General features: G+C 73.0%; 23 protein-coding genes, 2 pseudogenes and 1 riboswitch. Of the genes and pseudogenes, 9 read left to right on the forward strand and 16 right to left on the reverse strand.

The features are described 5' to 3' along the window. Positions 1-67 precede the first annotated feature (67 nt). Positions 68-1,594, reverse strand: coding sequence for a CYTH and CHAD domain-containing protein (locus ABZ914_RS11505; RefSeq protein WP_500192923.1), 1,527 nt, complete (start codon positions 1,592-1,594; stop codon positions 68-70). 123 nt (positions 1,595-1,717) lie between these two features. Here ABZ914_RS11505 and ABZ914_RS11510 point away from each other — a divergent pair, with 123 nt between their 5' ends. Then, positions 1,718-2,416 carry an HAD family hydrolase gene (locus ABZ914_RS11510; protein WP_500192924.1) on the forward strand — a complete coding sequence of 233 codons (699 nt, stop codon included), beginning with the start codon at positions 1,718-1,720 and terminating at the stop codon, positions 2,414-2,416. On the opposite strand, the gene ABZ914_RS11515 is transcribed toward ABZ914_RS11510, so the two are convergent. Further along, complete coding sequence (locus ABZ914_RS11515) at positions 2,413-3,057, reverse strand: TetR/AcrR family transcriptional regulator (protein ID WP_500192925.1); 645 nt, start codon at positions 3,055-3,057, stop codon at positions 2,413-2,415. The genes ABZ914_RS11510 and ABZ914_RS11515 overlap by 4 nt on opposite strands. A 95-nt stretch (positions 3,058-3,152) precedes the next feature. Here ABZ914_RS11515 and ABZ914_RS11520 point away from each other — a divergent pair, with 95 nt between their 5' ends. Together ABZ914_RS11520 and ABZ914_RS11525 are read left to right on the forward strand one after the other, a co-directional pair. After that, positions 3,153-4,082: a zinc-binding dehydrogenase gene (locus ABZ914_RS11520; protein ID WP_500192926.1), complete on the forward strand. Its 930-nt coding sequence runs from the start codon at positions 3,153-3,155 to the stop codon at positions 4,080-4,082. A 61-nt stretch (positions 4,083-4,143) separates the two neighbouring features. Next, positions 4,144-4,545: an ester cyclase gene (locus tag ABZ914_RS11525; protein WP_500192927.1), complete on the forward strand. Its 402-nt coding sequence runs from the start codon at positions 4,144-4,146 to the stop codon at positions 4,543-4,545. Here the strand turns inward: ABZ914_RS11525 and ABZ914_RS11530 are convergent. Next, entirely contained in the window at positions 4,542-5,012 is a 471-nt protein-coding gene (locus ABZ914_RS11530; protein WP_500192928.1) for a GNAT family N-acetyltransferase, read from the reverse strand. The two genes, ABZ914_RS11525 and ABZ914_RS11530, sit on opposite strands and share 4 nt — an antisense overlap. Positions 5,013-5,126: 114 nt before the next feature. Here ABZ914_RS11530 and ABZ914_RS11535 point away from each other — a divergent pair, with 114 nt between their 5' ends. Further along, complete coding sequence (locus ABZ914_RS11535; RefSeq protein ID WP_500192929.1) at positions 5,127-5,462, forward strand: antibiotic biosynthesis monooxygenase family protein; 336 nt, start codon at positions 5,127-5,129, stop codon at positions 5,460-5,462. A 68-nt stretch (positions 5,463-5,530) separates the two neighbouring features. On the opposite strand, the pseudogene ABZ914_RS11540 reads toward ABZ914_RS11535, so the two are convergent. Further along, a pseudogene (locus tag ABZ914_RS11540) lies at positions 5,531-6,481 on the reverse strand (NsdA family TPR-like regulatory protein); the annotation flags it as partial. A gap of 15 nt (positions 6,482-6,496) precedes the next feature. Here ABZ914_RS11540 and ABZ914_RS11545 point away from each other — a divergent pair. Both ABZ914_RS11545 and ABZ914_RS11550 read left to right on the forward strand, forming a co-directional pair. Next, positions 6,497-6,877 (forward strand): hypothetical protein, encoded by a 381-nt coding sequence (locus tag ABZ914_RS11545; protein ID WP_500192930.1) that lies wholly within the window; start codon positions 6,497-6,499, stop codon positions 6,875-6,877. 42 nt (positions 6,878-6,919) lie between these two features. Beyond that, positions 6,920-7,180: a hypothetical protein gene (locus ABZ914_RS11550; protein WP_500192931.1), complete on the forward strand. Its 261-nt coding sequence runs from the start codon at positions 6,920-6,922 to the stop codon at positions 7,178-7,180. A 63-nt stretch (positions 7,181-7,243) separates the two neighbouring features. On the opposite strand, the gene ABZ914_RS11555 is transcribed toward ABZ914_RS11550, so the two are convergent. After that, positions 7,244-7,696, reverse strand: a complete 453-nt coding sequence (locus ABZ914_RS11555; protein WP_500192943.1) for a GNAT family N-acetyltransferase — start codon at positions 7,694-7,696, stop codon at positions 7,244-7,246. 157 nt (positions 7,697-7,853) lie between these two features. Between ABZ914_RS11555 and ABZ914_RS11560 the strand changes: the two genes are divergently transcribed. After that, on the forward strand, positions 7,854-8,183 hold the full coding sequence (locus ABZ914_RS11560; RefSeq protein ID WP_151543281.1) for a WhiB family transcriptional regulator: 330 nt from the start codon (positions 7,854-7,856) through the stop codon (positions 8,181-8,183). A 100-nt stretch (positions 8,184-8,283) separates the two neighbouring features. Beyond that, a complete protein-coding gene (locus tag ABZ914_RS11565) occupies positions 8,284-8,682 on the forward strand; it encodes a cupin domain-containing protein (RefSeq protein WP_500192932.1) in 399 nt (132 codons plus the stop codon). A 23-nt stretch (positions 8,683-8,705) separates the two neighbouring features. Here ABZ914_RS11565 and pdxR read toward each other — a convergent pair whose 3' ends face one another. After that, positions 8,706-10,121 carry a MocR-like pyridoxine biosynthesis transcription factor PdxR gene (pdxR, locus tag ABZ914_RS11570; RefSeq protein WP_500192933.1) on the reverse strand — a complete coding sequence of 472 codons (1,416 nt, stop codon included), beginning with the start codon at positions 10,119-10,121 and terminating at the stop codon, positions 8,706-8,708. Positions 10,122-10,161: 40 nt separating this feature from the next. Continuing rightward, complete coding sequence (locus ABZ914_RS11575; protein ID WP_190868074.1) at positions 10,162-11,088, reverse strand: zinc-binding dehydrogenase; 927 nt, start codon at positions 11,086-11,088, stop codon at positions 10,162-10,164. 107 nt (positions 11,089-11,195) lie between these two features. Here ABZ914_RS11575 and ABZ914_RS11580 point away from each other — a divergent pair, with 107 nt between their 5' ends. Further along, on the forward strand, positions 11,196-11,816 hold the full coding sequence (locus tag ABZ914_RS11580; protein WP_190868076.1) for a rhomboid family intramembrane serine protease: 621 nt from the start codon (positions 11,196-11,198) through the stop codon (positions 11,814-11,816). Positions 11,817-11,829: 13 nt separating this feature from the next. Here the strand turns inward: ABZ914_RS11580 and ABZ914_RS11585 are convergent, their stop codons facing one another. The 9 genes and pseudogenes from ABZ914_RS11585 to ABZ914_RS11625 form a co-directional block, all read right to left on the reverse strand. Then, positions 11,830-13,230 carry a hypothetical protein gene (locus ABZ914_RS11585; RefSeq protein ID WP_500192934.1) on the reverse strand — a complete coding sequence of 467 codons (1,401 nt, stop codon included), beginning with the start codon at positions 13,228-13,230 and terminating at the stop codon, positions 11,830-11,832. 100 nt (positions 13,231-13,330) lie between these two features. Continuing rightward, a complete protein-coding gene (locus tag ABZ914_RS11590) occupies positions 13,331-14,086 on the reverse strand; it encodes an SDR family oxidoreductase (protein ID WP_500192935.1) in 756 nt (251 codons plus the stop codon). A gap of 52 nt (positions 14,087-14,138) precedes the next feature. Beyond that, positions 14,139-15,632 (reverse strand): hypothetical protein, encoded by a 1,494-nt coding sequence (locus tag ABZ914_RS11595; RefSeq protein ID WP_500192936.1) that lies wholly within the window; start codon positions 15,630-15,632, stop codon positions 14,139-14,141. 77 nt (positions 15,633-15,709) lie between these two features. Further along, complete coding sequence (locus ABZ914_RS11600; protein WP_500192937.1) at positions 15,710-16,495, reverse strand: sporulation protein; 786 nt, start codon at positions 16,493-16,495, stop codon at positions 15,710-15,712. A gap of 98 nt (positions 16,496-16,593) precedes the next feature. After that, positions 16,594-16,920, reverse strand: a pseudogene (locus ABZ914_RS11605) (DMT family transporter); the annotation flags it as partial. Between the two features lie 28 nt (positions 16,921-16,948). Beyond that, positions 16,949-17,015: riboswitch (guanidine-III (ykkC-III) riboswitch) on the reverse strand. 103 nt (positions 17,016-17,118) lie between these two features. Next, on the reverse strand, positions 17,119-18,447 hold the full coding sequence (locus tag ABZ914_RS11610) for a UDP-glucose dehydrogenase family protein (protein WP_500192938.1): 1,329 nt from the start codon (positions 18,445-18,447) through the stop codon (positions 17,119-17,121). Between the two features lie 49 nt (positions 18,448-18,496). Further along, entirely contained in the window at positions 18,497-19,669 is a 1,173-nt protein-coding gene (locus tag ABZ914_RS11615) for a right-handed parallel beta-helix repeat-containing protein (RefSeq protein WP_500192939.1), read from the reverse strand. A 36-nt stretch (positions 19,670-19,705) separates the two neighbouring features. Then, the gene (locus tag ABZ914_RS11620) at positions 19,706-20,863 is read right to left on the reverse strand and encodes a right-handed parallel beta-helix repeat-containing protein (RefSeq protein WP_500192940.1); all 1,158 of its coding nucleotides are present in this window, start codon (positions 20,861-20,863) and stop codon (positions 19,706-19,708) included. Between the two features lie 56 nt (positions 20,864-20,919). After that, positions 20,920-22,893, reverse strand: a complete 1,974-nt coding sequence (locus ABZ914_RS11625) for a right-handed parallel beta-helix repeat-containing protein (RefSeq protein WP_500192941.1) — start codon at positions 22,891-22,893, stop codon at positions 20,920-20,922. Positions 22,894-23,068: the final 175 nt, after the last annotated feature.

The raw sequence follows: 23,068 nt of genomic DNA on the forward strand, positions 1-23,068 counted from the left end.
CATCCGGCCGTTCGAAACGACGGCTCGCCGCCGACTCAACTTCAGAAGGCTGGGTGAGAAGGCGGGCTCAGAAGGCGGGGCCCAGCGTCTGGGACCAGGTCACCGAGAGCCTCTCGCGGGCGGTCTCCGCCTCGCAGCGCTCCCACCCGTACAGGACGCCGAGGTCGAACGCCTCGGACGGGTTCCGTGTGTGCGCGGCAGCCGCCTTGAGGTGCTCCATCGCGATGACGCCGTCCTGGTAGCCGCCCAAGACCTCCTGGATGCGCTTGGCGTCCTTCGCCACCCGCTTGGCCGCGACCCCCAGCACGGGCATGGCCAGCTCGGCGGCGTACCGCGCACGCTTGGCGGCCTTGCGGGTCTCGTGACGCGCCACCTCCGCGTCCTCGGCGATCGCGATGGACGTGTACGCGCGCGCCATCCGGTCCCAGGACCGCTTCACCAGGTCGGGCAGTTCCTTGCGCGCCTTGCGGTCGGCGTCCTCCGTCAGCGGCGGCTCCGCGATGAGACGGTCCAGCTCGTTCAGCACCGCGAAGTACCGGGGCTCCTTGAGCGCCGCGTTCATCCGCCTGTACGCGGCGCGCTCCTGGCGGGCCAAGTCGTCCAGCCACGCGGGCGCCGCCCCGCCCAGCCGCTCCTGGAACCGCATCCGCAGCACCTCCAGGTCGCGGACCTCGCCCAGCACCGCCGCGAGCCACCTCAGCTCCGGCCCGAGCGGTTCCGTGCGCGCCTCGTCCAGGACGGGCCGGTACGCCTTCAGCGTGCTGCGGATCCGGCGGACCGCCACCCGCATCCGGTGCACGGCGTCCTCCTCGCCCAGCCGCGCCTTCGGATCGAACGCCACGACGGCCTCGACCTGCGCCGCGAGGTACGCCATCACCGCGTCGCCCGTCGTCGCGGGGCCCTTCCCGTTGTCGATCGCCGCCACCAGCCGCGCCTTGCACGCGGCACGCGCGCGCGCCGCCTCCGACGGCGCGATCGCTCCACCGAGCAGCCGGCCGAGCTTCGACGACGACTTCGCGCGCCGCGCCCCCGCCTTCCGCAGCCGCTTGCCCGCCGCCTTGAGCAGTTCACCCGTCCCGTCCCCGAGTTCGACCTCGATCTCCCGCCATCGCTGCGCGGGGGCGTCCGCGGACGGCTCGTCCCGCACGTCCCGCACGTCCCGGCCCGTCACGAGGTCGTCGGCGACCTCCGCGAGCATCGCGCCGTCGCCCGCGTACAGCCGGACGACGGTCCGCCGCGTCTCCAGCGTCGCCACCGGGCGCAGCGGCTCGCCCCGCGTGTACGCCGCGACCAGCGCCGCCAGCCGCGCCGGCACGACCTTCGGGCGTCCGAGCGGAGCGCGCAGCTCCTCCTTGCCGTCCGGGCCCGCCGGCACCTTCAGATGCCATCCGGCGTCCGTCCCGCCGCGCCGCCGCCGCAGCGTGATCCCGTGCGCCGCGAGGCGCAGGTCGGCCGTGTCGAAGTAGCTCGCGTGCAGGTCGAAGGTCTCCGGTTCCCCGGCCGACGCCACCCCCGGCAGCCCGCCCAGCTCCGGAAGGACGAAATCGGCCCGGGCGTCGTACTTCTGCTCGATCTCCAAATGCCTTTCGGCCACGACCAGCTCCTTCGGGGAAGGTTCTTCGGGGGACGGCTCCAACGGCGGCGGGCACACCCAGATGTCCACCATTTCACGCCAAGGTGAACAGGAGCCGAAATCTTGACGGCCTACGATTCGTCCGTGCGCACCCTGGTCCTCTGGGACATCGACCACACCCTCCTTCACGCGGGCGGGCTGTCCGCGGACATCTACGCCGAGGTGTTCCACTGCGTCATCGGCCGCCCGGCCGAGCACGTCGCGCCGATGGCCGGCCGCACCGACCGCGCCATCACCACCGACACGCTCCGGCACCACGGCGTCGACCCCACCCCCGACGTCCTCGAAGCGTTCACCGACGAACTCGCCCTCGCCTTCGAAGCGCGCGCGCACGAACTCGCGGCCCGGGGCCGGACGCACGACGGCGCCCGCGACGTCCTGGAGGCCCTCGCCGCCCGCCCGGACGTGATCCAGTCCGTCCTGACCGGGAACATGGCGCGGATCGCCGCCTGCAAGCTGAAGGCGTTCGGCCTCGACGCGTTCCTCGACCTGGAGATCGGCGCGTACGGCATGGACGGCGTCGAACGTCCGCCGCTGGTGGAGCTCGCCCGCGAGCGCACCGCCGCGAAGTACGGCGAGCGGTTCGGGCCGTCGAGCACCGTGCTGATCGGCGACACCCCGCACGACGTCCGCGCGGGCCACGAGGGCGGCGCGCGGGTCGTCGCCGTCGCGACCGGGGCCACGTCCGCCGCCGACCTGCGGCTGTCCGGCGCCGACACCGTCCTGCCGGATCTGAGCGACACCGCCCTGGTCGTCGACCTCGTCCTCGGCGTCGCGCGCTAGCGTCCGCCGGCCTCCGGGCGGGGCGCGGCGGCGAGCGTGAGGCTGCCCGGCAGCGCCGCCACGGCGTCGCGGACGCGGGCGGCGAGATCGGCCACCGAGGGCGGCTCCACCGCAGCGGACGCCCACCCGCCGAGGGCGTGCCGCCACGCCGCGACCAGCATGTCGCCCGCGAGCCGGGGCCGCGCGTCGTCGGGCAGGTCGAGGCGCCGGTGCAGGACGTCCAGGACGGACCGGACGGTGTCCTCGCAGAAGTGCAGGCCGTGCGCGTCCATCGACGGCGTCACCTGGAGCAGCCGGTAGCTGCGCAGCGCCCGGCCCGCCCACTCCTCGTCCGCGACCCGCTCCAGCGCCGCGAGCAGCACCGACTCCAGCAGCCCGAGCAGCGGCCGGCCGTCGGCCGGGCACGTCTCCAGCTCGTCGAGGAAGGTGCGCCACAGGTCCTCCAGCGGCGCCATCGCGACGGCCTCCTTGCCGGTGAAGTACCGGAAGAACGTGCGCTTGGACACCTCGACCTCGGCGCACACCTCGTCGAGGGTGACCCCGCCGAAGCCGTGCTCGCCGAACAGGACCAGCGCGGTGTCGATCAGCGCCTGGCGGGTGCGCTGCTTCTTGCGCTCGCGCAGCGACGGTGCCGTGGTCATGCCCAGGAGTGTATCCGGGAAGCGAATGCCACTTGCAGGCGTATGCCACTCAGTGGCATAAATGGGTCTGTTCTCTTCTCGGAAGGTGTCACCTCATGCGTGCTCTGCTCATCGACCACTCGACGGCCTCCGGCCTGCGCCTCGGCGAGACCGCCGCGCCGGAGCCCGCGCCGCACCAGGCGCTGGTGCGGGTCCGCGCCACCTCGCTCAACTACGGCGAGGTCGCCCACGGCATCGCCGGAGCGCCGGACGGCGCCGTGCTCGGCTGGGACGCCGCCGGCGTGGTCGAGCGCGCGGCGGCCGACGGATCCGGCCCGGCCGCGGGCACCCCCGTGGTCACCCTCGGCGCGGACGGCGCGTGGGCGGAACTCCGCGCCGTCGACACCGCGCTGCTCGGCGCCGTCCCGCCGGATGCCGACCTCGGCGCGATCAGCACCGTCCCGGTCGCGGCGGCGAGCGCGCTCCGCGCACTGCGCCGGATCGGGCCGCTGCTCGGCAAGCGCGTCCTCGTGCTGGGCGCAACCGGAGGCGTCGGCCGGTACGCCGTGCAACTCGCCCGCCTGGGCGGGGCCCACGTCGTCGCGTCCACCGGCGATCCCGCCGCGCATGGCGACGCGCTGCGCGCGCTCGGCGCCGACGAGGTGGTCGCGCACCCCGAAAAGGTCGCCGAACCGGTCGACGGGGTCGTGGACAACGTCGGCGGCTCCCAGCTCGTCGCCGCTTTCGGCAGGCTCGCACCGCACGGCACCCTGATCGCGGTCGGCCACGGCACGGGCGAGGCGGAGACGTTCCCGTTCGGCGACCTCTTCGGCAACGACGGCCGGCACGACCGCTCCCTCGTCACCTTCTACCTGCTCGACGACGGAGACCTCGCCCCCGACCTGGCATGGCTGGGCGGCCAGGTCGCCGCCGGCCGGCTCGACCCGGGGATCTCCTGGCGCGGCCCCTGGGACGGGGCGGAGGAGGCCGTCGCCGCCCTCCTCGAACGCCGCCTGCACGGCAAGGCCGTCCTCGAGATCGGCTGACCCCGGCCGGGCCGGCCGCCCCGCGCGGCGGCCGGCCCGCGCGACGTTGCACCATGGGCCCATGGATGCGCACACCCTGTACCGGCGGTGGCTGTTCGAGGCGTGGTCCGGCGACTACGACGTCCTCGGGGAGATCCTCACGCCCGGCTTCGCCGGCCACTGGCCCGGCATGGACGTCCACGGCCCGGACGGCGTCGCCGAGCAGATCCGCCAGTCCCGCGCCTACTTCGCCGACATCGAGAACACCCTGGACGTCGGCCCCCTCGTCGACGGCGACCTGCTCGCCGCGCGCTGGACCTTCCACGGCTCCTACCAGGGCGGGATCCCCGGCACCACCGCCGAACCCGGCACCCGCATCGCGTTCGCCGGCCACGACCTCTTCCGCATGGAGGACGGACGCTTCGCCGAGTACTGGCCCATCTCCGACGCCCTAGGCATGATGCGCTCCCTCGGCGCCCTCTAAGGGATCTGGGTCTCCACCGCCTGAAGGACGAGCTTGAAGCCCTCGTGGCTGCGGGCGAACCCCAGCGAGTCATAGAAGCGGTGCGCGTCGCCGCGCCTCTTGTGGCTGGTCAGCTGGACGAGCGCGCACCCCCGCGCGCGGGCCCGCTCGATCGCGCTCTCCATCAGCGCCCGGCCGAGGCCGCCGCCGCGCCGGTCCGCGCGGACCCGCACCGCCTCGATCAGGGCCCGTTCGGCGCCGCCCTTGCCGAGCCCGGGGATGTAGGTCGCCTGCAGGCAGCCCACGACCGTCCCGCCGTCCACCAGCACCAGCACCTCGTTGCGCGGGTCGCGGTCGATCGCCGCGAACGCCCGCTCGTAGGCGTCCGTCACCACGACCGACGCCGGGTCCACGACCTTCTCCTCGTCCGCCAGCAGGGCCAGAACCGCGGGCAGGTCGGCCCGCGTCGCCGGACGCACACAGCGCATGCCGCCGACCCTATGCCGCCGGCCCGGCGCCGAAAGTCGTCGTCCCCAAGCCGGTCACTTCACCCGGGTCGCCGTGTCGGTACAGGTGACAGCGACCCCACGAAGGGACCAGCGATGCAGAAGATCGCCGTAGTGCAGTACAAGGCCCGTCCCGAGCGCGCCGACGAGAACCAGCGGCTGATCGAGAACGTCATGGACGAGCTGGAGCGCGACGACCCCGGCGGCGTCCGCTACGCCGCGTTCCGCCTGGACGGCGACACGTTCCTCCACGTCGTGGCCAACGAGGACGACCGCGACGTCCTGCCGTCGACCCCCGCCTTCCAGGAGTTCCAGCGCGAACTCCCCGACCGCATGGTCCCCGGCACCCTCACCCGAACGACCGCCACCCTCGTCGGCGCCTACCGCGTCCTCCCCACCCACCCCGCCCAAGCAACGACCACCGGCAGCTGAATGCGCGACGGGTGGGCCGACAGGCCCACCCTTCACCTCCGCAGACCAAGCGATACGCCTCCCGGAACTCACCCGTCCTGGCGACCCTGCCCACCGTCATCCCGACCGTCGCCGCCCACTCGGTGGAGGGCGTCGCTCAGGTCGGTGACGTGGGGGTGCGTCGGGTATCGCGCCCTCAGGATGCGGTGGACGTGCGCGACGTCGCGGAGGGTCTTCGTGCCGCCTGTCGCGCTGAGGACGCGGACGGCGGTGCGCAACTCGGCGACCGCCCGCTCCGGATCGCCCGCCAACGCTCGCGCCGACGCCGCCTTCACGCGGTACCACGCGACCCATTCGGAATCGCGGATCGTGTTCGGCATCGCTTCGATGCCGCTGGTGAGGAGGTCGGCGGCCTTGGCGTGCTCACCGAGGTATCCGTAGATCAGGCCGCGTTGCATGGTGAGCATCTCGGCGCCGTAGAAGTACAGGCCGTCCGGGTCGTCGGTGCCTCCGCGTCCGGCGAGGACGTCCTCGGCTCGGCCAACGGCCCGGAGCGCGCCCTGCCCGTCGCCCAGCAGGGCCAGGGCCCGGCCACGCTGCTGCGTTGCCACGGCTCGCGTGCTGGACGCCGTGGCGAGACCGGCGGCGGCCTCGGAAAGGCTTGCCATGTCGCCGTACTCGCCTTTCGCCCACGCCAGATGGCCGCGCATCGACAGCGCGGTCGCCGCCAGATCCTTGTCGTCGGCCTGCAGCCCCAGCCGGAGCGCCTGGTCGTAGAGGGGCTCGGCCGCGGCGTGTGCGTCGACCGCGGTGCTGAGCCACCCGTTGAACTGGGACGCCTCCGACGCGATCGCGAGGAGCCGTACGGCGAACGGGCCCCGGGCGCTGCGCAGCAGACGCATGATCAGCGCAAGGTGCGCCTGTGCCGCGCCCAGGACGGCGTGAGAGCCGATCACGTCCTCGACCCGCCGCTGGTTGGCGAGTGTGGCCGCCAGGCCGTCGATCACGACGCCGTCGAGCCGGGCCGGATCGCGCACCGCGAGCGCGAGCCGCTCGTGCTCGTCCGAGAAGGCGCGCCGAGCGTCATCGGGGGCGAAGAGGGCTTCTTCGGGGGTGTTGAGGGCGCGGGCGTAGAGGAGGCGGTAGCGGGGGCCTACGGCGTGCTCGCCGGCCTCGTGGCCGCGGATGGTGCGTTCGAGGTCGCGCAGGGACGGGAGGCGTTGCCGGAGGCGCTCGGGAGCGACGTCGCGGAACCGTTCGGCCAGGTCGGCGACGGTCAGGCCGTGCGCTTTCCGAGCGGCCCGCAGCCGGGCCCCCGCGCGTTTCTTCTAGGACACCGCAGTGCACCTCGTTCCGGATTTCCGCGGAGATGGTCCGTGTCCACGCTCATCTCCGATTATCACGGTGACCTGCGCCACCCGTCATCGATTCACTGAGAGTGATCGAATCGGCACCGAGCGAGGGAACGGCGGCGACAGATGACGGGCGCGAGGAGAGGTGGGCCGCCTGCGCTTTTCGCGTGGGACGTCGTCCTGCGCGAGGGAGGGGAGTGCGGCGTCACCGACGACCAGGCGGCCGCGCTCCGGCACGTCCGGCGGGCCCTTCAGGGGGCGGACGCCGGGGCGCGGGGACGAGTGCGCCTGGTGACCGTCGGCCTGTCGGGACGCGTCGAGTACGTCGAGCTGGGGATCGTCGCGGCGGCGCGGCGCGACGGCGGCGCGGTGGTGTGGGCGTGGTGACGGCGCCCGCCCAAGGACGGTCAGAGGGCGAGCCGCCAGGCGAGCCCTCTGGGCGGGGATTGCCTACTGCAGGTGGTACTTCATGCCCATGTGGGAGGGGCGGAAGCCGATCTTCTGGTAGAAGCGGATCGCGTCGGGGCGCTGGCGGTCGGTGGTGAGCTGGACGACGCGGCAGCCGCGGGCGCGGGCCTGGTCGATGGCCCAGGCGAGCATCGTCTGGCCGAGGCCGCGGCCGCGCTCGTCGGCCGCGATGCGGACGCCCTCGATCTGGGCGCGCTCGCCGCCGGTGTAGGTGAGGCCGGGGATGTAGGTGAGCTGCAGCGTGCCCGCGACCGTGCCCCCGACGTCCGCCACGATCAGGTGGTTGTTGGGGTCCTTCTCGATGGCGGCGAAGGCGGTGACGTAGGCCTCGGGAATCTTCTCGGCGAGTGTTTCGCGGGTCGCGCCCAGGGGATCGTCGGCCAGGAGCCGGACGATCTCGGGGAGATCGGCGGCCGTCGCCTCGCGAAAGGTCACTTCTTGATCACGCTGCACGTCACAAGGTTATCCGGGCGCTAAGTTGCAATGTTCACAACGACTTGTAGTACTACGGTTCGTAGTACTACGTTGGGTGGAGACCACCCCAGAGCGAACCGCCGGTGGCCTCCTCACCATGCCCCGCAGGGAGAAAGCCATGCACAACGACGAGAACGAGGAACACTGGACCGACCACGCCATCTGCCGCGGCGCGGATCCCGACCTGTTCTTCCCGATCGGCTACTCGGCGCCGGTGCTCCAGGCTCAGATGGACGCGGCGAAGGCGATCTGCGCGAACTGCCCGGTGAAGGCGGAGTGCCTCGCGTGGGCGCTGCGGGTGGGCGAGCCGGACGGCATCTGGGGCGGGACGACCCCGGAGGAGCGGCGCTACCTGCGCCGGACCGCGGAGGCCCCGGCGCGGCGCCGGCTGCCGGTGATCGTGGTCCGCGGCGACGCGTCCGAGTCCGAGCACGCCTCCGCCGCCTGAACCGGCCGCGCGCCGGCGGGCCCGCCCGGCGAACCGGTACAACCACAAGCACGGGAAGTGGACTACTTCACTGAACCGGTGGCGTCCTAGCGTCGGCGGCATGTCCACTCTCACCACATTGATGCACCAGGTTCCGCCTTTCATCCCCTCGGGTGCCGAGGCGATGACCGCGACGGTCGAACTGCCCCCGGGGGACCCGGGTACACCGCCGCACCGCCACTCCGGCCCCGTCTTCGGCTACCTGCTCGAAGGCGAGATGGTGTTCGAGCTGGAGGGCGAGCCCGAACGGGTGATCCGCGCCGGCGAGGCGTTCTGGGAACCCGGCGGCGACGTGATCCACTACCAGGCCGCCAACAACCTCGCCGACGGCTGGACCCGTTTCGTCATCGTCATGCTGGGCGTCCCCGGCGAGCCGATGCTGACCCTCGTCGACGAGGCGGAACTGCGCGCGCGCCGCGACCGCCGGGCGCCGCGTCCGGCCTCCCGCGCGGGGGCCTGAGGGCGCACGTCTTCGTGGCCGGCTCACCCGTGGTGGCGGGGCGGGGTCTCGGCCTGACCTGTCACCGCGTCGACGAGGCCGGCCAGGGCCTCCAGGGCGCCGTGCCAGGCGTGCGGGGGAGGGGTGGCGAAGCCGATGACGAGAGCCGCGCGGCGTTCGGGGGACGCCTCGTGCCAGTACCCGTCGGTGTGCAGGCCGTGCAGGCGGAGTCCCGCGTAGAGCCCGGTCTCCACCAGCGCCCGCTCCTCCCCGGCCGACCCGGCCGGGAGCAGGGCGTGCAGGCCGGCGGCCACCCCGTCCAGCGGGCGCGCCAGCCGGTCCGCCAGTTCCGCGCGCCGCCGCCGGTGGACGAGCCGGGCCCGCCGGACGTGCCGGTCGTAGTCGCCGCGTTCCAGCAGGTCGGCGAAGGCGAGCTGGTCGACGGCGGGCACCGCCGCGCCGAGGTCCTCCAGCGCGGCCAGCACCGGGTCGAGCAGCGCGGGCGGCACGGCGAGCCAGCCGAGCCGCATGCCCGGGGTCAGCGCCTTGCTGGCGCTTCCGGCGAAGACCACGCGGTCGGGGGCGAGCGCCTGCATCGCCCCGACCGGCTGCCGGTCGTAGCGGAACTCGCCGTCGTAGTCGTCCTCGATCACGAAGCCGTCCCGCCGGCGCGCCCACGCGGCGAAGGCCGCCCGGCGGGACGGCGCGAGCACCACGCCGCACGGGTACTGGTGGGCCGGGGTGAGGAGCACGGCCCCGGCCTGGTCCGGCAGGCCGGCGGGGTCGGCGCCGTCGCCGTCCACGCGCAGCGGGACGACGCTCAGCCCTGCCGCGCGCAGCAGGTCGCGGTGCCGGGGCAGGCCCGGGTCCTCGGTGGCCGCGCACCGGACGCCGATGCTCCGCAGGGCCCGTCCGAGCACCGCGAGCGCGTGGGTGAAGCCCGCGGTGATCACCACGGCTCCGGGGTCGGCGCGCACGCCGCGCGTGCGGGCGGCGTATCCCGCGATCGCGGCCCTCAGCACCGGCAGTCCGGCAGGTTCCGCATAGTCCCAGGCAGTCGGTGCGGCCGACGCCAGCGCCCGCCGCACCGCCGAGGCCCAGGCGGTCCGCGGGAACGAGCTGAGATCCGGGCGCCCCGGCCGCAGGTCGATGCGCGTGCCAGGGCGGCGCGCGGGCGGTTCCGTGTCCGGACGGGCCTCGACCGCGCCGACGGCGGCGACGCGGGTGCCCGACCCGGGCGTCCCCGACAGCCACCCCTCGGCCGTCAGCTGGGCGTAGACCTGGACGACCGTCCCCCGCGCGATGCCGAGATCGGAGGCGAGGGTCCGGCTCCCGGGCAGCCGGGTGCCCGGGCCGAGCCGCCCCGACCGCACCGCCGCGCGCAGGGCCTCCTCCAGGGCGCGTCCCACGCCGCCGCCCTGCGTCACGTCCAGGTGCAGATCGAGACCGGGTCCGTCCATCGCCACCTCCTCCGGACACTGTCCCGCGCCCGGCCGGAGGTCAGGGCAGCAGGGCGACCTTGCCGACGACGCGGCGGTTGAGCAGGTCGTCGAGGACCCGCGGCGCGGACGCGAGCGGCTCCGTGCGCGGCGCGACGGGGTCGAGGCGGTCCTCGGCCACCATGGCGAGCAGCTCGTCGAGAAGGGCGCGCTGCTCGGCGGGGTGCCTCATGGACCAGGCTCCCCAGTCGACGCCGACGATGGAGCGGTTGCGGAGCAGCACCTGGTTGAGCGGGAGGGACGGGATGTCCCCGGACGCGAATCCGATCACGGCGTAGCGGCCGCCCTCGCGCAGGGCGCGCAGCGCCGGGTCGGCGAGGGCGCCGCCGACCGGGTCGTAGACGAGGTCGACGCCGCCGTCCGACCAGGCGCGGGCGGCGGCCTTGACGTCGGCGGCGTCGACGGCGGAGTCCGCGCCCGCGGCGAGGGCCGCCCGGCGCTTCTCCTCCGACGACGCGACCGCCAGCACCCGGGCGCCGAGGGCCGTCGCGACCTGGACGGCGGCGAGGCCGACGCCGCCGCCGGCGCCGAGGACGAGGACGGTCTCGCCGGCGGCGAGGGCGGCGCGGTCGCGCAGCGCGAACAGGGCGGTGCAGTAGCTCTGGGTGAAGGTCGCGGCGCGCGGGGCGTCCAGCTTGTCCGGGAGCGGCACCGCCGCGGCGGCGGGGACGGCGACGTGCGACGCGAAGCCGCCGAGCCCGCACATCGCGAGGACGCGCGTCCCGTCCGGGAGGGTGCCGGCGACCTCGCTGCCGGGGACGAACGGCAGCGGCGGCTTGATCTGGTAGCGGCCCTGGACGAACAGGGCGTCGACGTAGTTGACGCCGGCCGCCTCGACGGTGAGCAGGACCTGGCCGGGGCCGGGCTCGACCGGGGCGGTGTCCTTGACGGCGAGGGAGCCGAGCTCCTCGCAGATCGCAGCGCGCATCCGTCCACTATGCCGGAAACCGAATAGCGTTCACCATCGGGCACCTTCGTGGGGATATGTACGTTGACCCCGGTGACGGCAGGATCGATCGGTCATACGGTGGCGACATGAGCTACACCCCCGACAGGCAACGCTCCGACGGGCTCGTCAAGGCCGGCACGCGCGCGCTGTCGGCGGCGGTGCTCATCGGCTCGGTGACGGTCGTGATGTGGGTCCTCGAGGGCATCGACGTGCTCGACAACGGCGCGCTGGACCAGTTCGGCATCCAGCCGCACGACGTCGACGACCTTCCGGACATCTTCACCGCGCCCTTCATGCACGCGGGCTTCCCGCACCTGATGGCCAACACGATCCCGTTCGTGATCCTCGGGTTCATCGCGGCGGCGCGGGGGATCGCGAAGTTCCTGGCCGCAAGCCTGATCATCATTGTGGTCGGCGGGCTCGGCGTGTGGTTCTTCAGCTCCGCGAACACGCTCGGGTCCAGCATTCTGATCTTCGGTTTCTTCGGCTACCTGGTCGGGCGCGGGATCTTCGAGCGGCGGGTGCTGGACGTCGTGATCGCCGTGCTGGTGGTCGCGGTCTACGGGACGATGCTGGTCGGCGTGGTCCCGAACGACCCGACGATCTCCTGGCAGGGCCACCTGTTCGGGCTGATCGGCGGCGTGCTGGGCGCCTGGTTCCTGCGCCGGAGCCGCGTCGAGCGCCCGGAGGTCGCCCGCGGGGTGTGAGGCCGGCCGCCGGTCACCCGCCGGGTGTGAGGTCGGCCGTCTCCGCTTCGAGGCGCTTGGGACGGGACGGGGCGTCCTCGTCGGGCCGTTCGGCGCTGCGGGCCGTCAGGGCGGCCAGGCCGAAGGCGACGGGGATCCACGCCATCGCGGACAGCCGCGGCAGCTCGTCGACGAGCGGGTGCAGCGAGGCGATCGCCGCGCCGGTGAGGCCCGCGGCGGCGACGGGCCAGGCGGCGTCCCAGCGGACGCGGGAGACCAGGCCGGCGGCGGCGAACAGGAACGCGGCCGGGATCAGCGGGTTCTCCAGCATCGCGGGGCCGATGTCGCCGCTCCACAGCTTCCCCGCGGCGGCCGAGAGCCGGTGCCACGGGTCGGGTACGTCGGGATGCCGGAAATGCCTGGTGAAGGTGTCCTGGAGCGTCTCGTGGACGCCCGGCAGGTGCAGGGCGGAGCCGATCCACAGGTTGCCCGCCAGGACGAGCGCGGCGACGCCCGCGACGGCCAGGAACGCCCGCCGCGACGCGAAGACCGGGAGCAGGAGCACGGCGCCCACCGCGAGCGCGGCGGCCAGCACGACGCCGTTGGCGGGCTTGACGACGCACAGCAGCGCGAGCGCGGCGGCCAGCAGCGCCGATCCCGCGATCGCGGCGCGTTCGCGCAGCACCAGCACGGCACCGGTCAGCGCGAGCATCACGCCCAGCATCATCGGCGCCTCGGCGAGCAGGCGGCTGCCCCAGAAACCGGTCGGGAGCAGGAAGAACAGGGCCTCCGCCACCAGGGCCTGGAGGGGCCGCAGCCCGATCGCCAGCGCCAGCAGGACGGCCGCGAGGCCGCACGCCACCCCCAGCGCGGCGGTCGCGGCGCTGAACCCGGCCGTGCCCATCACCCGGACGAACGGCACCGTGAGCAGCGGGTAGCCCGGGCGCGAGGTGAAGATGCGCTGGAAGCGCTCCGGCGCCACGCCGGGCAGGGCGGTCCGGTACCGGACGCAGTCGGGCCGCGTCCCCGGCGGGCGCGAGGGTCCCCGCATCAGGCCGCCGCAGGTGATGTCCGCCGCGGCGCGGTCGGCGGCGGGCTCCGACCAGCCCGCGTACCGGAACGCGTCGCGCGCGTACCAGAAGGTGTCGGGCGTGGCGGTGGCCGCGGTCCCCGACCAGCGCAGCAGCCACAGCCCGGACCCGAGCAGGACCGCGACCGCGACGAGCAGCACCGCCCGCGCCCAGGGCCGGTCGAGCGGGTGCGGTGCCGCGACGTCCGCGAAGCGCACGCGCCAGGACGGCCACACCGCCGGGAGCCAGCGGCGGCGCCACGTCTGCGGCACGCGGGACGGCGGCCGGTGCGTCCCGCCGGGTTCCGGGCCGTCGCCGGGGATCCGGCGGCCGGCGTCCTCAGGCCGTGAATAACTCTGCGTCACGGGCCGGGCACTGCCCGGCCGCGCGCACGGCAAGCGAGTTATGCGGATCTATCGGAATTATTTGGACATCCCTATAACCCCCCAGACCGCCGGGAACCCGCTAGTTCGGACGTACGGTCACGTCCGACACGACGGCGTCGCGGGGCGTCTCCAGCGCGGCGACCAGCACGCGCGCCACCGTGCCGGGCGCCGCGAAGTCGTCCTCCGCGTACGGGTGGCCCTCCTGCGCGCGCACCTTCCGCTGCATCTCCGTGGCCGTCCGCCCCGGATAGACGGTCGTGACCCGCAGCGACGGCTCCTCCGCCCGCAGCGAGTCGGCGAGCGCGCGCAGCCCGAACTTGCTCGCCGCGTACGCCGACCACTCCGGGTTGGCGCGCAGCCCGGCGGTCGAGTTGACGAAGACCACGTGGCCCTCGGCGGCGCGCAGCGCGGGCAGCAGCAGCCGCGTCACCTCGGCGGCGGACACCAGGTTCACCGACAGGTGGTCCATCCACTCGTCCGCCTCCAGCTCGGCGACCGGCGACAGATGGACGACCCCCGCCGCGTGGACGACGCCGTCGAGCCGGCCGGGCAGCTCCGCCCCCGCGAGCACCGCCTCGATCCGCCGCGGCTCGGTGAGGTCCAGCGGGACCGTCGTGATGGACGCGCCCGACGCGGCGGTGGGCGGCGCGCCCGGCGCGATCGCGATGGACTGGGTGGCGGCGTGCGCGGCGCCGGTGCGCAGCTTCCCGGCCAGCTCGGCCAGCCGGTCGGGGGAGCGGCCGGTCAGGACCAGGTCGTGCCCGCGCTCGCGGAGCAGCTCCGCGACCGCGGTGCCGATGCCGCCGGTCGCCCCCGTGATCAGATACGTGCCCATGGGGCCCCATTCTCCTTGATCCCCCGGCCTCCGTGGACGCGCGGGCCACCACTCAGTTCGGGCGCAGGACGCGGGTGACGCCCGCGATGAGCGCGGTGGCGAGCACCCACCCGGTCGCGATCAGCGCGTAGGCGACCCAGCGGGACCAGTTCTGCGGGTCGAACGCCTGCTGCTGCCCGAACGTGTCGATCGGGATCAGCAGGTCGAGGCTGTAGACGAGCGCGTGGAAGTGCGGCTGCTCCGCCGGCTGCTTGATCCCCTTCGGATGGTCGAGGGAGAACACCGTGGTCCCGACGGCGAGCAGCACCGCGAACCACGCGAACGCCAGCCACGGCCGGTACCCATAGCCGACCGTCCAGTCCAGGACGAGGTTCCACACCCGGCTGACCGCGTGGACCTTCCGGCGGCGCGCGCGCAGCTTGGCGAGCTGCACCTTGCGGGCCAAGACGTCGTGGCCGATGCCGTGGTACCAGGCGGCGAGCTGCTCGTACGGCTGGAGGTGGAACTCGGGATCGCGCGACACCCAGCTCAGCCGGTCCTTGAACCCGCCGCCGCGCAGCGTCTGGTACGTCAAGCCGTTCAGGTACAGCTCGTCCGGCCAGATCGACGGATGGTCCATGATCAGGTCGATCTTCGAGTACGACAGCGACACCCGGCCCTTGATCTTCTCCGCCGGCCACAGCAGCAGCTCGTCGCAGACCATGTGGCTGGCGTGCAGCGCCATCCGCGCCGGGTCGGCGGAGTCGAGGATCCCCTTGGAGAACGACAGGATGCCGTTGAAGCGGGCGCTGCGCAGCCGGACCGTCCCGATCGCGCGGAAGCCGGCGCTGAACTCGCAGGTGTTCTCGACCACCATGTTCTGCCCGTCCAGCGCGATCCGCCCCGGGTTGGACAGCGTGGTGCCCTCCATGAACAGCCCGCCGTTCATCTTCGCGCCGACGAACCGGACCCCGCCGGTGATCTCGGCGTTCCGGGCGAACAGCCCCACCTCGACGACCATGCTGCCGCTGAACAGCGCCCACTTGTCCGGCGCGGACGCGGTGATGCGGGTCCCGTTCATCCGGAACCCGCCGAGCAGCTGCGCGCGCGGCAGCCGCACCTCGCCCTCGATCTCCGAGCCGGACAGGCTGAGGAACCCGTCCGCCTGGAGGCCGCCGCCGTCGAAGCCCGGCATCCGGCACTCGGCGAACCGCAACTGCCCGGTGCGCGCGTTCGACAGGCGCGGCGCCTCGACGAGGCGGCACCGCTCCAGCCGCAGCGGATGCTCGACGGTGCCGTTCGACACGTCCAGGCACCCGGTGATGTACGCGCCGGTGAGCCGGACGGCGGCGACGGCGCCGGTCCGGGTCTCGCCCGCGCCGAGGAGGAGCCGGTTGATGACCTCCGCCCGGACGATCCGGTCGGGCAGCGGCCCGGCGGGACGGTCGTCGCCGAGGACGACGCGCGCGCCGGTCGGGAACGCGGCCCACAACCGGCGTTCTGCGGCGCTGAGGCCGGGCGGTTCGCTGGGGCCGGGCGGTCCGCTGAGGCCAGGGGGGTGGGGCACGGGAACCCTTTCTACGGGGAGACCCCCTCCGCGATCAACACCGCGGAGGGGGTCCGCGTCGTCCCCCCAGGTCAGGGCTAGAAGAAGCCGCGGCGGCGGCCGGCCTCCTGGAGGAAGCCGTCCAGCTCGCGCTCCCAGTCGGTGTGCTCGACGGTCGCGTAGTCGACGGTGAAGCGGCTGAACGCGTCGTGGCCCTCGGTGAAGACGCCGCCGCGCTTGTCCAGCTCCAGGACGACCTCCATCGACTGCGGGTACGACACGAACGTCACTTCGAGCTGGTTGATGCCGTGCGCGTAGTGGTGCGGCGGGTGGAACTCGATCTCCTGGTAGAAGGGCAGCTCCTGGTGCACGCCCCAGATGCGGCCCTTCTCGCAGTCGGCGTTGCGGAAGTGGAAGCCGAGGTTGGAGAACGCCGCGAGGATGCGCTCCTGCGCGGGCAGCGGGTGCACGGCGATCGGGTCGAGGTCGCCCGGGTCGAGGGCGCCCGCGACCTCCAGCTCGGTGGCGATGCCGACGGTGGTGCCGTGCAGCGGGTGCCCGTACATGTGGGTGAGCGGCGCCTCCCACGGGATCGGGAACTGGAACGGGACGCTGTGCCGCATCCCCTCCTCCAGCTTGAAACCGCCCGCGACCGGCATCTTCGAGTACTCGATGTTGGAGGTGTACTCGCTGTCGTCCGTCTCGACCTCGACCCGGGTGCGCAGCGCGAGGTTCACCGACTTGATGTCGGAGTTGTACTGGCCGCCGACGATGACGACCTCGCCCGTCACGAGCCCGCCCGGGGTGGTGTTCGGGTCGTGCAGGGTCGTCTCGATGGAGGGCCCGCCGATGCCCATCGCCTGCCGCAGCTTCTTGAAGACCAAGGTCCGTCCTCCTGTGTCCGAGCACCCCCGGTGCTCCCGTCGTCGCATAGACGCGCTTACGGGAGATTACGTTCCTTAACGGCAGGTCGTAAGGCGAATCAGTGGCCCCCACCGGCCAGGTTGAGGCCGATGACGCCGAGGATGATGCAGGCGAGCGCGCCGATCTTCATCGCGGAGACCTGGTCGCCCATCACCAGCATCCCTAGGGCGGCGGTGCCGACGGCGCCGATCCCGACCCAGACGGCGTACGCGGTACCGACGTCCAGCGACTTCAGCGCATGGCTGAGCAGGCCGAAACCGGCCACGGCGAAGACGAGGAATCCGAGGGACGGCAGCCACTCGGAGAAGTTCTTGCTGGCCTTCAGGCACAGCGCCATCGCGACCTCGAACAGGCCCGCGAGGATGACGAGGATCCACGCCATGGTGACTCCCGGATGCGTGAGACGGCACGGTCACGCGTCGTCTTCACTTTCCGGGTACGGCGCACCTCGTCCGGGACGGCCCGCTCAGGGGCCCTCGACCGCGTCAACGGCTCCGCGGTGCGGGGTGTTCCCGCCGGTGGCCGATGTCACCGGCGGGAACCTCGAAACGCAGCGAACGCGGGGAACGCGGGGAAAGCGGCCTCAGGAGCGTCCCAGCGCGCGGTACTCCCAGCCGGCGGCCCGCCAGCGCTCGGCGTCCAGCGCGTGCCGGCCGTCCACGATCCGCTTGTGCCGGACGACCTGCGCCAGCGCCTCCGGATCGATCTCCTTGAAGTCCGACCACTCGGTCAGCAGCACGACCACGTCGGCGTCCTGGGCGACGTCGAGCGCGCTGTCGCCGTAGCGCAGCTCCGGGAACGCCCGCCGCGCGTTGTCGAGCGCGGCCGGGTCGAACACCCGGACGTGCCCGCCGAGCCCGTGCATGGTGCGCGCCACGTCCAGCGCGGGCGCGTCCCGGATGTCGTCGGAGTTCGGCTTGAACGCCGCGCCCCACGCCGCTATTCGCTTGCCGGAGATCCCGCCGAGCATCTCCCGGACGAGGTCGACGGTGCGGGCGCGCCGCCGCCGGTTGATGTCGTCGACCTCGCGCAGGAACGACACGGCCTGCCCGACGCCGAGCTCCTCCGCGCGGTGCGCGAACGCCCGGATGTCCTTCGGCAGGCAGCCGCCGCCGAAGCCGAGGCCCGGCTTGAGGAACTTGCCGCCGATCCGGTCGTCCAGCGCGAGCGAGTCCGCGAGGTGCTTGATGTCGGCGCCGACCGCCTCGCAGACCTCCGCCATCGCGTTGATGTAGGAGATCTTCGTGGCGAGGAAGGAGTTCGCGGCGACCTTCACCAGCTCGGCGGTCGCGAGGTCGGTGCGGACCACCGGGGTGCCGAGGTCGAGGATCGGCCGGAACGCGGCCTCCAGCCGCTCCAGCGCCCAGTCGGACGCGACGCCGAACACCAGCCGGTCGGGGCGCATCGTGTCGTCCACGGCGAAGCCCTCGCGCAGGAACTCGGGGTTCCACGCCAGCTCGACGTCCTCGCCCGCCGGGGCGAGGTCGTGGAGGACGCCGGTGATGCGCTGGGCCGTGCCGACCGGCACCGTCGACTTCCCGACGACCAGCGCGCGCCGGGTGAGGTTCGGCGCGAGCGCGCGTACCGCCGCGTCGACGTAGGTGAGGTCGGCGGCGTCGGATCCCGGCTGCTGCGGCGTCCCCACGCACAGGAAGTGGACGTCGCCGAACTCGCCGGCCTCCTCGAAGGAGGTGGTGAACCGCAGCCGCCCGGACTCCAGCGCCTTGGTGAGCAGCTCCGGCAGGCCGGGCTCGAAGAACGGCACCTCGCCGGACGCGAGCCGGTCGACCTTCCGCTGGTCGACGTCCACGCCGAGGACCTCGAAGCCCAGCACGGCCATGCAGATGGCGTGCGTGGCGCCGAGGTAGCCGGTGCCGATGACGGTGAGCCGCGGGGACTCCGTCGGGTTCATTGCGCTTCTCCTTCTTCACAGCTGACGGAAGAGACGGCTCCCGATGGCTCTAGGAGCACTTGCCCTTGTTGGTCAGTCGGCCGCCGGTGACGCGGTTGTCGCAGGCGACCGTGTTGCCGTCCGAACCGAGGAAGATCCCGACGCCCTTGCCGCCGCCCAGGTCGATGACGTTGCGGCGGAAGACGTTGCCGGTCCCCCAGCCCTTGTACTCCTCGTGGGTCTGGAAACCGTCCTTGAGCGTTCCGGCCCCGCGGTTGCCCTCGATGACGTAGCCGTTGCCCTTGGCGTCGACCCACGAGTCGTTGACGCTCCCGCCGGAGAGCTGCGAGCCGTCGAAGACGTTCCCGACGAGCCGGCCGCCCGACGTGCCCTCCTTGATGTCCACCGCCTCCGCGGTCGCGGTGATCCGGTTCCCGGCGACGAGGTTGGCGTCGCTCGCGTCCGGCCTGCCCTGAGTGACCTGGCCCCAGTTGTTGTGCGACGAGCCGAGGTACACCCCCTCGCCGAAGCGCGGGTTCGCCCGGCCCGTCCGGGTGATCATGTTGTACTGCACCGCGTTGCCGGTGCTGAAATCGCGCAGGTGGACGGCCTCGTCGCCGACGTCGTGGACGGTCAGCCCCTGCACGACCGTCCCGCTGGTCCCGTCGAGCATGACGCCCTTCTGGCTGCGGGTGACGGTGAAGCCGATCAGCCGCCAGTGGCTCGCGTTCTGCAGGTGGAAGCCGTAGCCCTTGGAGAGGGCGCCGCCGTCCAGCACCGACCGCGGCGTCCCGCACACGAAGATCGGTTTGGCGCGGGTGCCGGACCTCTGGCTGGAGAACTGGCCCGCGTAGCGGCCCGGAGCCAGCCGGATGACGTCACCGGGCGCGGCCGTGTTCAGCTTCTCCTGCAACTGGACGGCGCCGTGCACGGTCACGGTCGCCCTGGGGCACGCGATCCGCTGGTACGACGACGGCAGCGGCATCGCCGGCGCCGGCTGCCCGAGCCCGGTCCCCGAGCCGGTCCCCGAGCCCGCCCCGGCCCCGGCCCCGGCGCCCGCACCGGCGCCCGCGCCCGCGCCGTTCCCCGTGCCGGCGGGTGCGCCCTTCCCCGTCCCGGGGAAGGGGTCGGCCTCGGCGGCGTTCTTGCCCTTGCCGCCGCCCTGGGTGGCCAGCACGACCACGGCGCTGGTCGCGACGGCCCCGACGGCCAGCACCCCGGCGAACTTCACATCGATCTTCACGGTTCACCCCCGCCCCGCGGCACGCGCCCCCGCGCGTCAGGAGCACTTGCCCTTCGCGGTGAGCTGCCCGCCGGTCACCTTGTTGTTGCAGGCGATCGTGTTGCCGCCGACGGTGTCGTTGATGCCGACGCCCTTGCCGCCGTCCAGGTTGATCGTGTTGTTGCGGAAGGTGTTGCCGGTGCCCCAGCCGTTGATGATCTGGTGCACCTGGAAGCCGTCCGCGGGCGTCTTGTCGCCCTTGTTGCCCTCGATCAGGTAGCCGTTGCCCTTGACGTCGACCCACGAGTCGTTGTGCTTGTCGCCGCCGGTCCGCGACCCGTCGAACACGTTGTTGAGGATCTTGCCGCCCTTCGTGCCCTCCTTGATGTCGACCGCCTCCGCGGTGGCGCGGATGACGTTGCCGCGGACCACGTTGTTGTCGCTGTTGTCGACCTTGCCGCCGGAGACCGACTTGAAGTTGGACTGCGCGGTGCCGAGGTAGACGCCCTCGCCGAACTTCTCGCGCCGCAGCCCGGTGTTGAAGATCTTGTTGTACTGGATGGTGTTGCCGGTGGAGAAGTCGCGCACGTGGATGCCCTCGTCACCGATGTCGTGCACGTTCAGGCCCTGGATGACCGACCCGTTCGTGGTGTCGCCGACGACGCCCTTCTGGCTGTTCTGGACGGTGAAGCCGATCAGCCGCCAGTAGTTCGCCTTGTCCAGGTGGAAGCCGTAGCCCTTCTTGACACCGCCGCCGTCGATGACGGACCCCTGCTCGCCGCACAGGAAGATCGGCTGCTGCTGCGTGCCGGACGCGGTCGCGACGAACTTGCCGACGTACTTCCCGGGGTTCATCTTGATGACGTCGCCGGCCTGCGCGCCCTTCAGCGCCTGCTGGAGCGAGTTCGCGTCGCCGACGGTCTTGGTCGGCTTCGGGCAGGCGACCTTCCCGCCGCCGTCGGGGACGGGCAGCGTCAGCGGAGCGCCGGCCTGCGCGCCGCCGCCCGCGCCGCCGTCCCCGTCCCCGTCGCCGGAGCCCTGGTCACCGCCCTGGTCGCCGCCGCCCTGCGGGGCGGGGCTGATCCGGCCGTCCGCGGACGTCTTCTTCGAGTCGTCCCCGCCGCCCCCACTGGTGAAGAGGATCACCAGCCCGGCCGCCACCAGCGCGCCGACCGCGAGGCCGATGAGGAACTTGACGTCGATCTTGATCGTCATGCTGAACTACTCCTTGGATGACCGCTCTGGTGCGTCGTGCCGCCGTGGGCGCCGGGCTAGCGTCCCGCGCGCGCACCGACTCGCTGACCGTCCTGGGAGGGGACGGTATCGGCGCGGCGGAGCAGCCGCACGGGCCGTTCCTCGAGCTTGTCCTGCGCCGAATACGGGTGGGCGCCGAGGCTGCCGATGCGCAGCCGCGTGCCGCGGGACCGGAACATGGAGATGGCCACCAGCAGGAACACGCCCGCCCAGATGACGTTCATCGGCTTGAAGATCCGCTTCAGCCAGGTCACGAAGCCCGCGGTCTTGTGCCATCCCTTGATGTTGTTGTTGGCGTTCTGGTACTTGCCCGTGGCCCGGTCGAGGTCCATCACGCTCGTGCCGGCGCCGCTCAGGGTGTTGCCGGTGATGACGGACCCGGTGACGTCGCCGCGCAGCGTGATCCCGTGCCGGTGCGCCGACTGCACCGTGTTGCCGTTGAAGGTGCCGTTGGCGTCGCGGACGTACAGGGCGGTCTTCCCGCCGGTGACGACGTTGCCGGACACGGTCGCGGCCGCCATCCCGTCGCGGACGACGATTCCCTGCCGGGAGAAGCCCTTGACCTGGTTCCCGGCGATCTGGATGCGGGTGCCCTTCTCGCGCGCCACGATGCCCATGTCGCCGCCGGTGATCTGGCTGTTCTGCACGGCGACGCCGGTGCCGCCGAGCAGTTCCACCCCGTAGCGCCCGTTGTCCTTCGCGACGCTGCTGCTCACCAGGTTGTTGCCGAAGCTGGTGATCGCCTCGCCGGACGCCGACGGCCCCTCGGCGAGCGGCTCGCCGTTCAGCGTGAACCCGTTGCCGCCGTTCCCGTTCGACGTGCAGTTGGTGACGCGGACGCCCTCGGTCCCGCGCGACAGCACGAAGCCGTCGCCGCGGCTGGCGGTGACGGTGGTGTTCTCGATCGTCGCGTTCTTCGCGAACCGGTGCAGCAGCACCCCGTCGACCAGGCTGTTCCTGATGGCGGTGTTGGTGATCTGCACCTGGTTGGACGCGGTGACGAACACCCCGTAGGCGTCGCCGTCGAAGCGGGAGTGGTCGATCGTCCCGCTGACCAGGCTCGCCGCCGGGACCTCGAACGTGCCGCCCCTGCCGGCGGCGCCCGCCGGGGTGACCTGGACCCGCTGGCGGTCGCCCTGGGTCGCCTCCTGCTGGCCGTCCGGCAGCTGCACCCGGTGCGCGGGCCCGGCGTCCGACAGCTCGGCGGACGAGTCCGGGCGGTCCGAGCCGGTCAGTGCGACGCCGCCGGTGCGGCCGCTCCAGAACCCGAGGTCGGACGCCTGCGTGTAGTGCATCTCGAACGTGCCGCCGATCGCGCGGATGTAGGCGCGGCCGTCGGCGACCTGCGTGTCCGGCTTGTTCGTGTCGTCGTTCCAGCTGGTGAAGCGGACCGGGTTCTGCGCCGACCCGTTGATGCGGACGGTGCCGCCCGCGCTGACGATCGAGGTGAACGAGCCGGGCACGCTGCGCATCCGGATCGTCAGCGGCCCGGTGGAGCTCTGCAGGATCAGCTTGCCGCCGGCCGCGACCATGATGTTGACGCTGAGCAGGTAGGAGCCGTCGCTCTGCTTCTGGAAGTCCTGCCCGGCCAGCTTCTGCAGCTCGGAGACGTAGTACGGCTGCCGGCGCTGCGGCAGCATGAGCGTCCGCCCGGTGGCCGAGGTCATCAGCCGCGGCTGGCGGGCCGCCGCGGCGGCCGCGCCGCCGCCCGCGAGGTCGGACTCCTGCTTCGCGCGGATCTGCATGACCCGCAGGTCCTCCTGGTCGACCAGCGTCGACTGCTGTCGCGCCGCGCTCGGCGCGACGTCGTCGACGCCCGGCAGCCCGGACCCCTGCTGGGAGTAGACGCGGTAGGCGTACGTGCCGCCGCCCGCGAGGCCCAGGACCAGCAGCGTCACGACGACCTTGCCGGCGCCGCCCTTCTTCTTCCCGGGCGCGGCGCCGTGCCGCGGCCCCGCGGGCCCGGCCGGTGCCGGAGTCGGCCCGCTCATGTCAGACACCCCTTCGTTGCGGCTGCGGGACGCCGCCGCGCGGCGTCGGGTGCGGCGGCGTCGCCGGCGGCGGCACCGGGCGCGGGCCGGTCGTCTGCGACGCGTGCGGCGCGACCGGCTGCGGCACCGCGGGCCGCGGCACGTTGCCGGGGACCGTCGGCGAGGCGGACGGCCC

Origin of the sequence: Spirillospora sp. NPDC046719 (assembly GCF_040645715.1) — a bacterium.
In the GTDB taxonomy this organism is placed as follows: domain Bacteria; phylum Actinomycetota; class Actinomycetes; order Streptosporangiales; family Streptosporangiaceae; genus Spirillospora.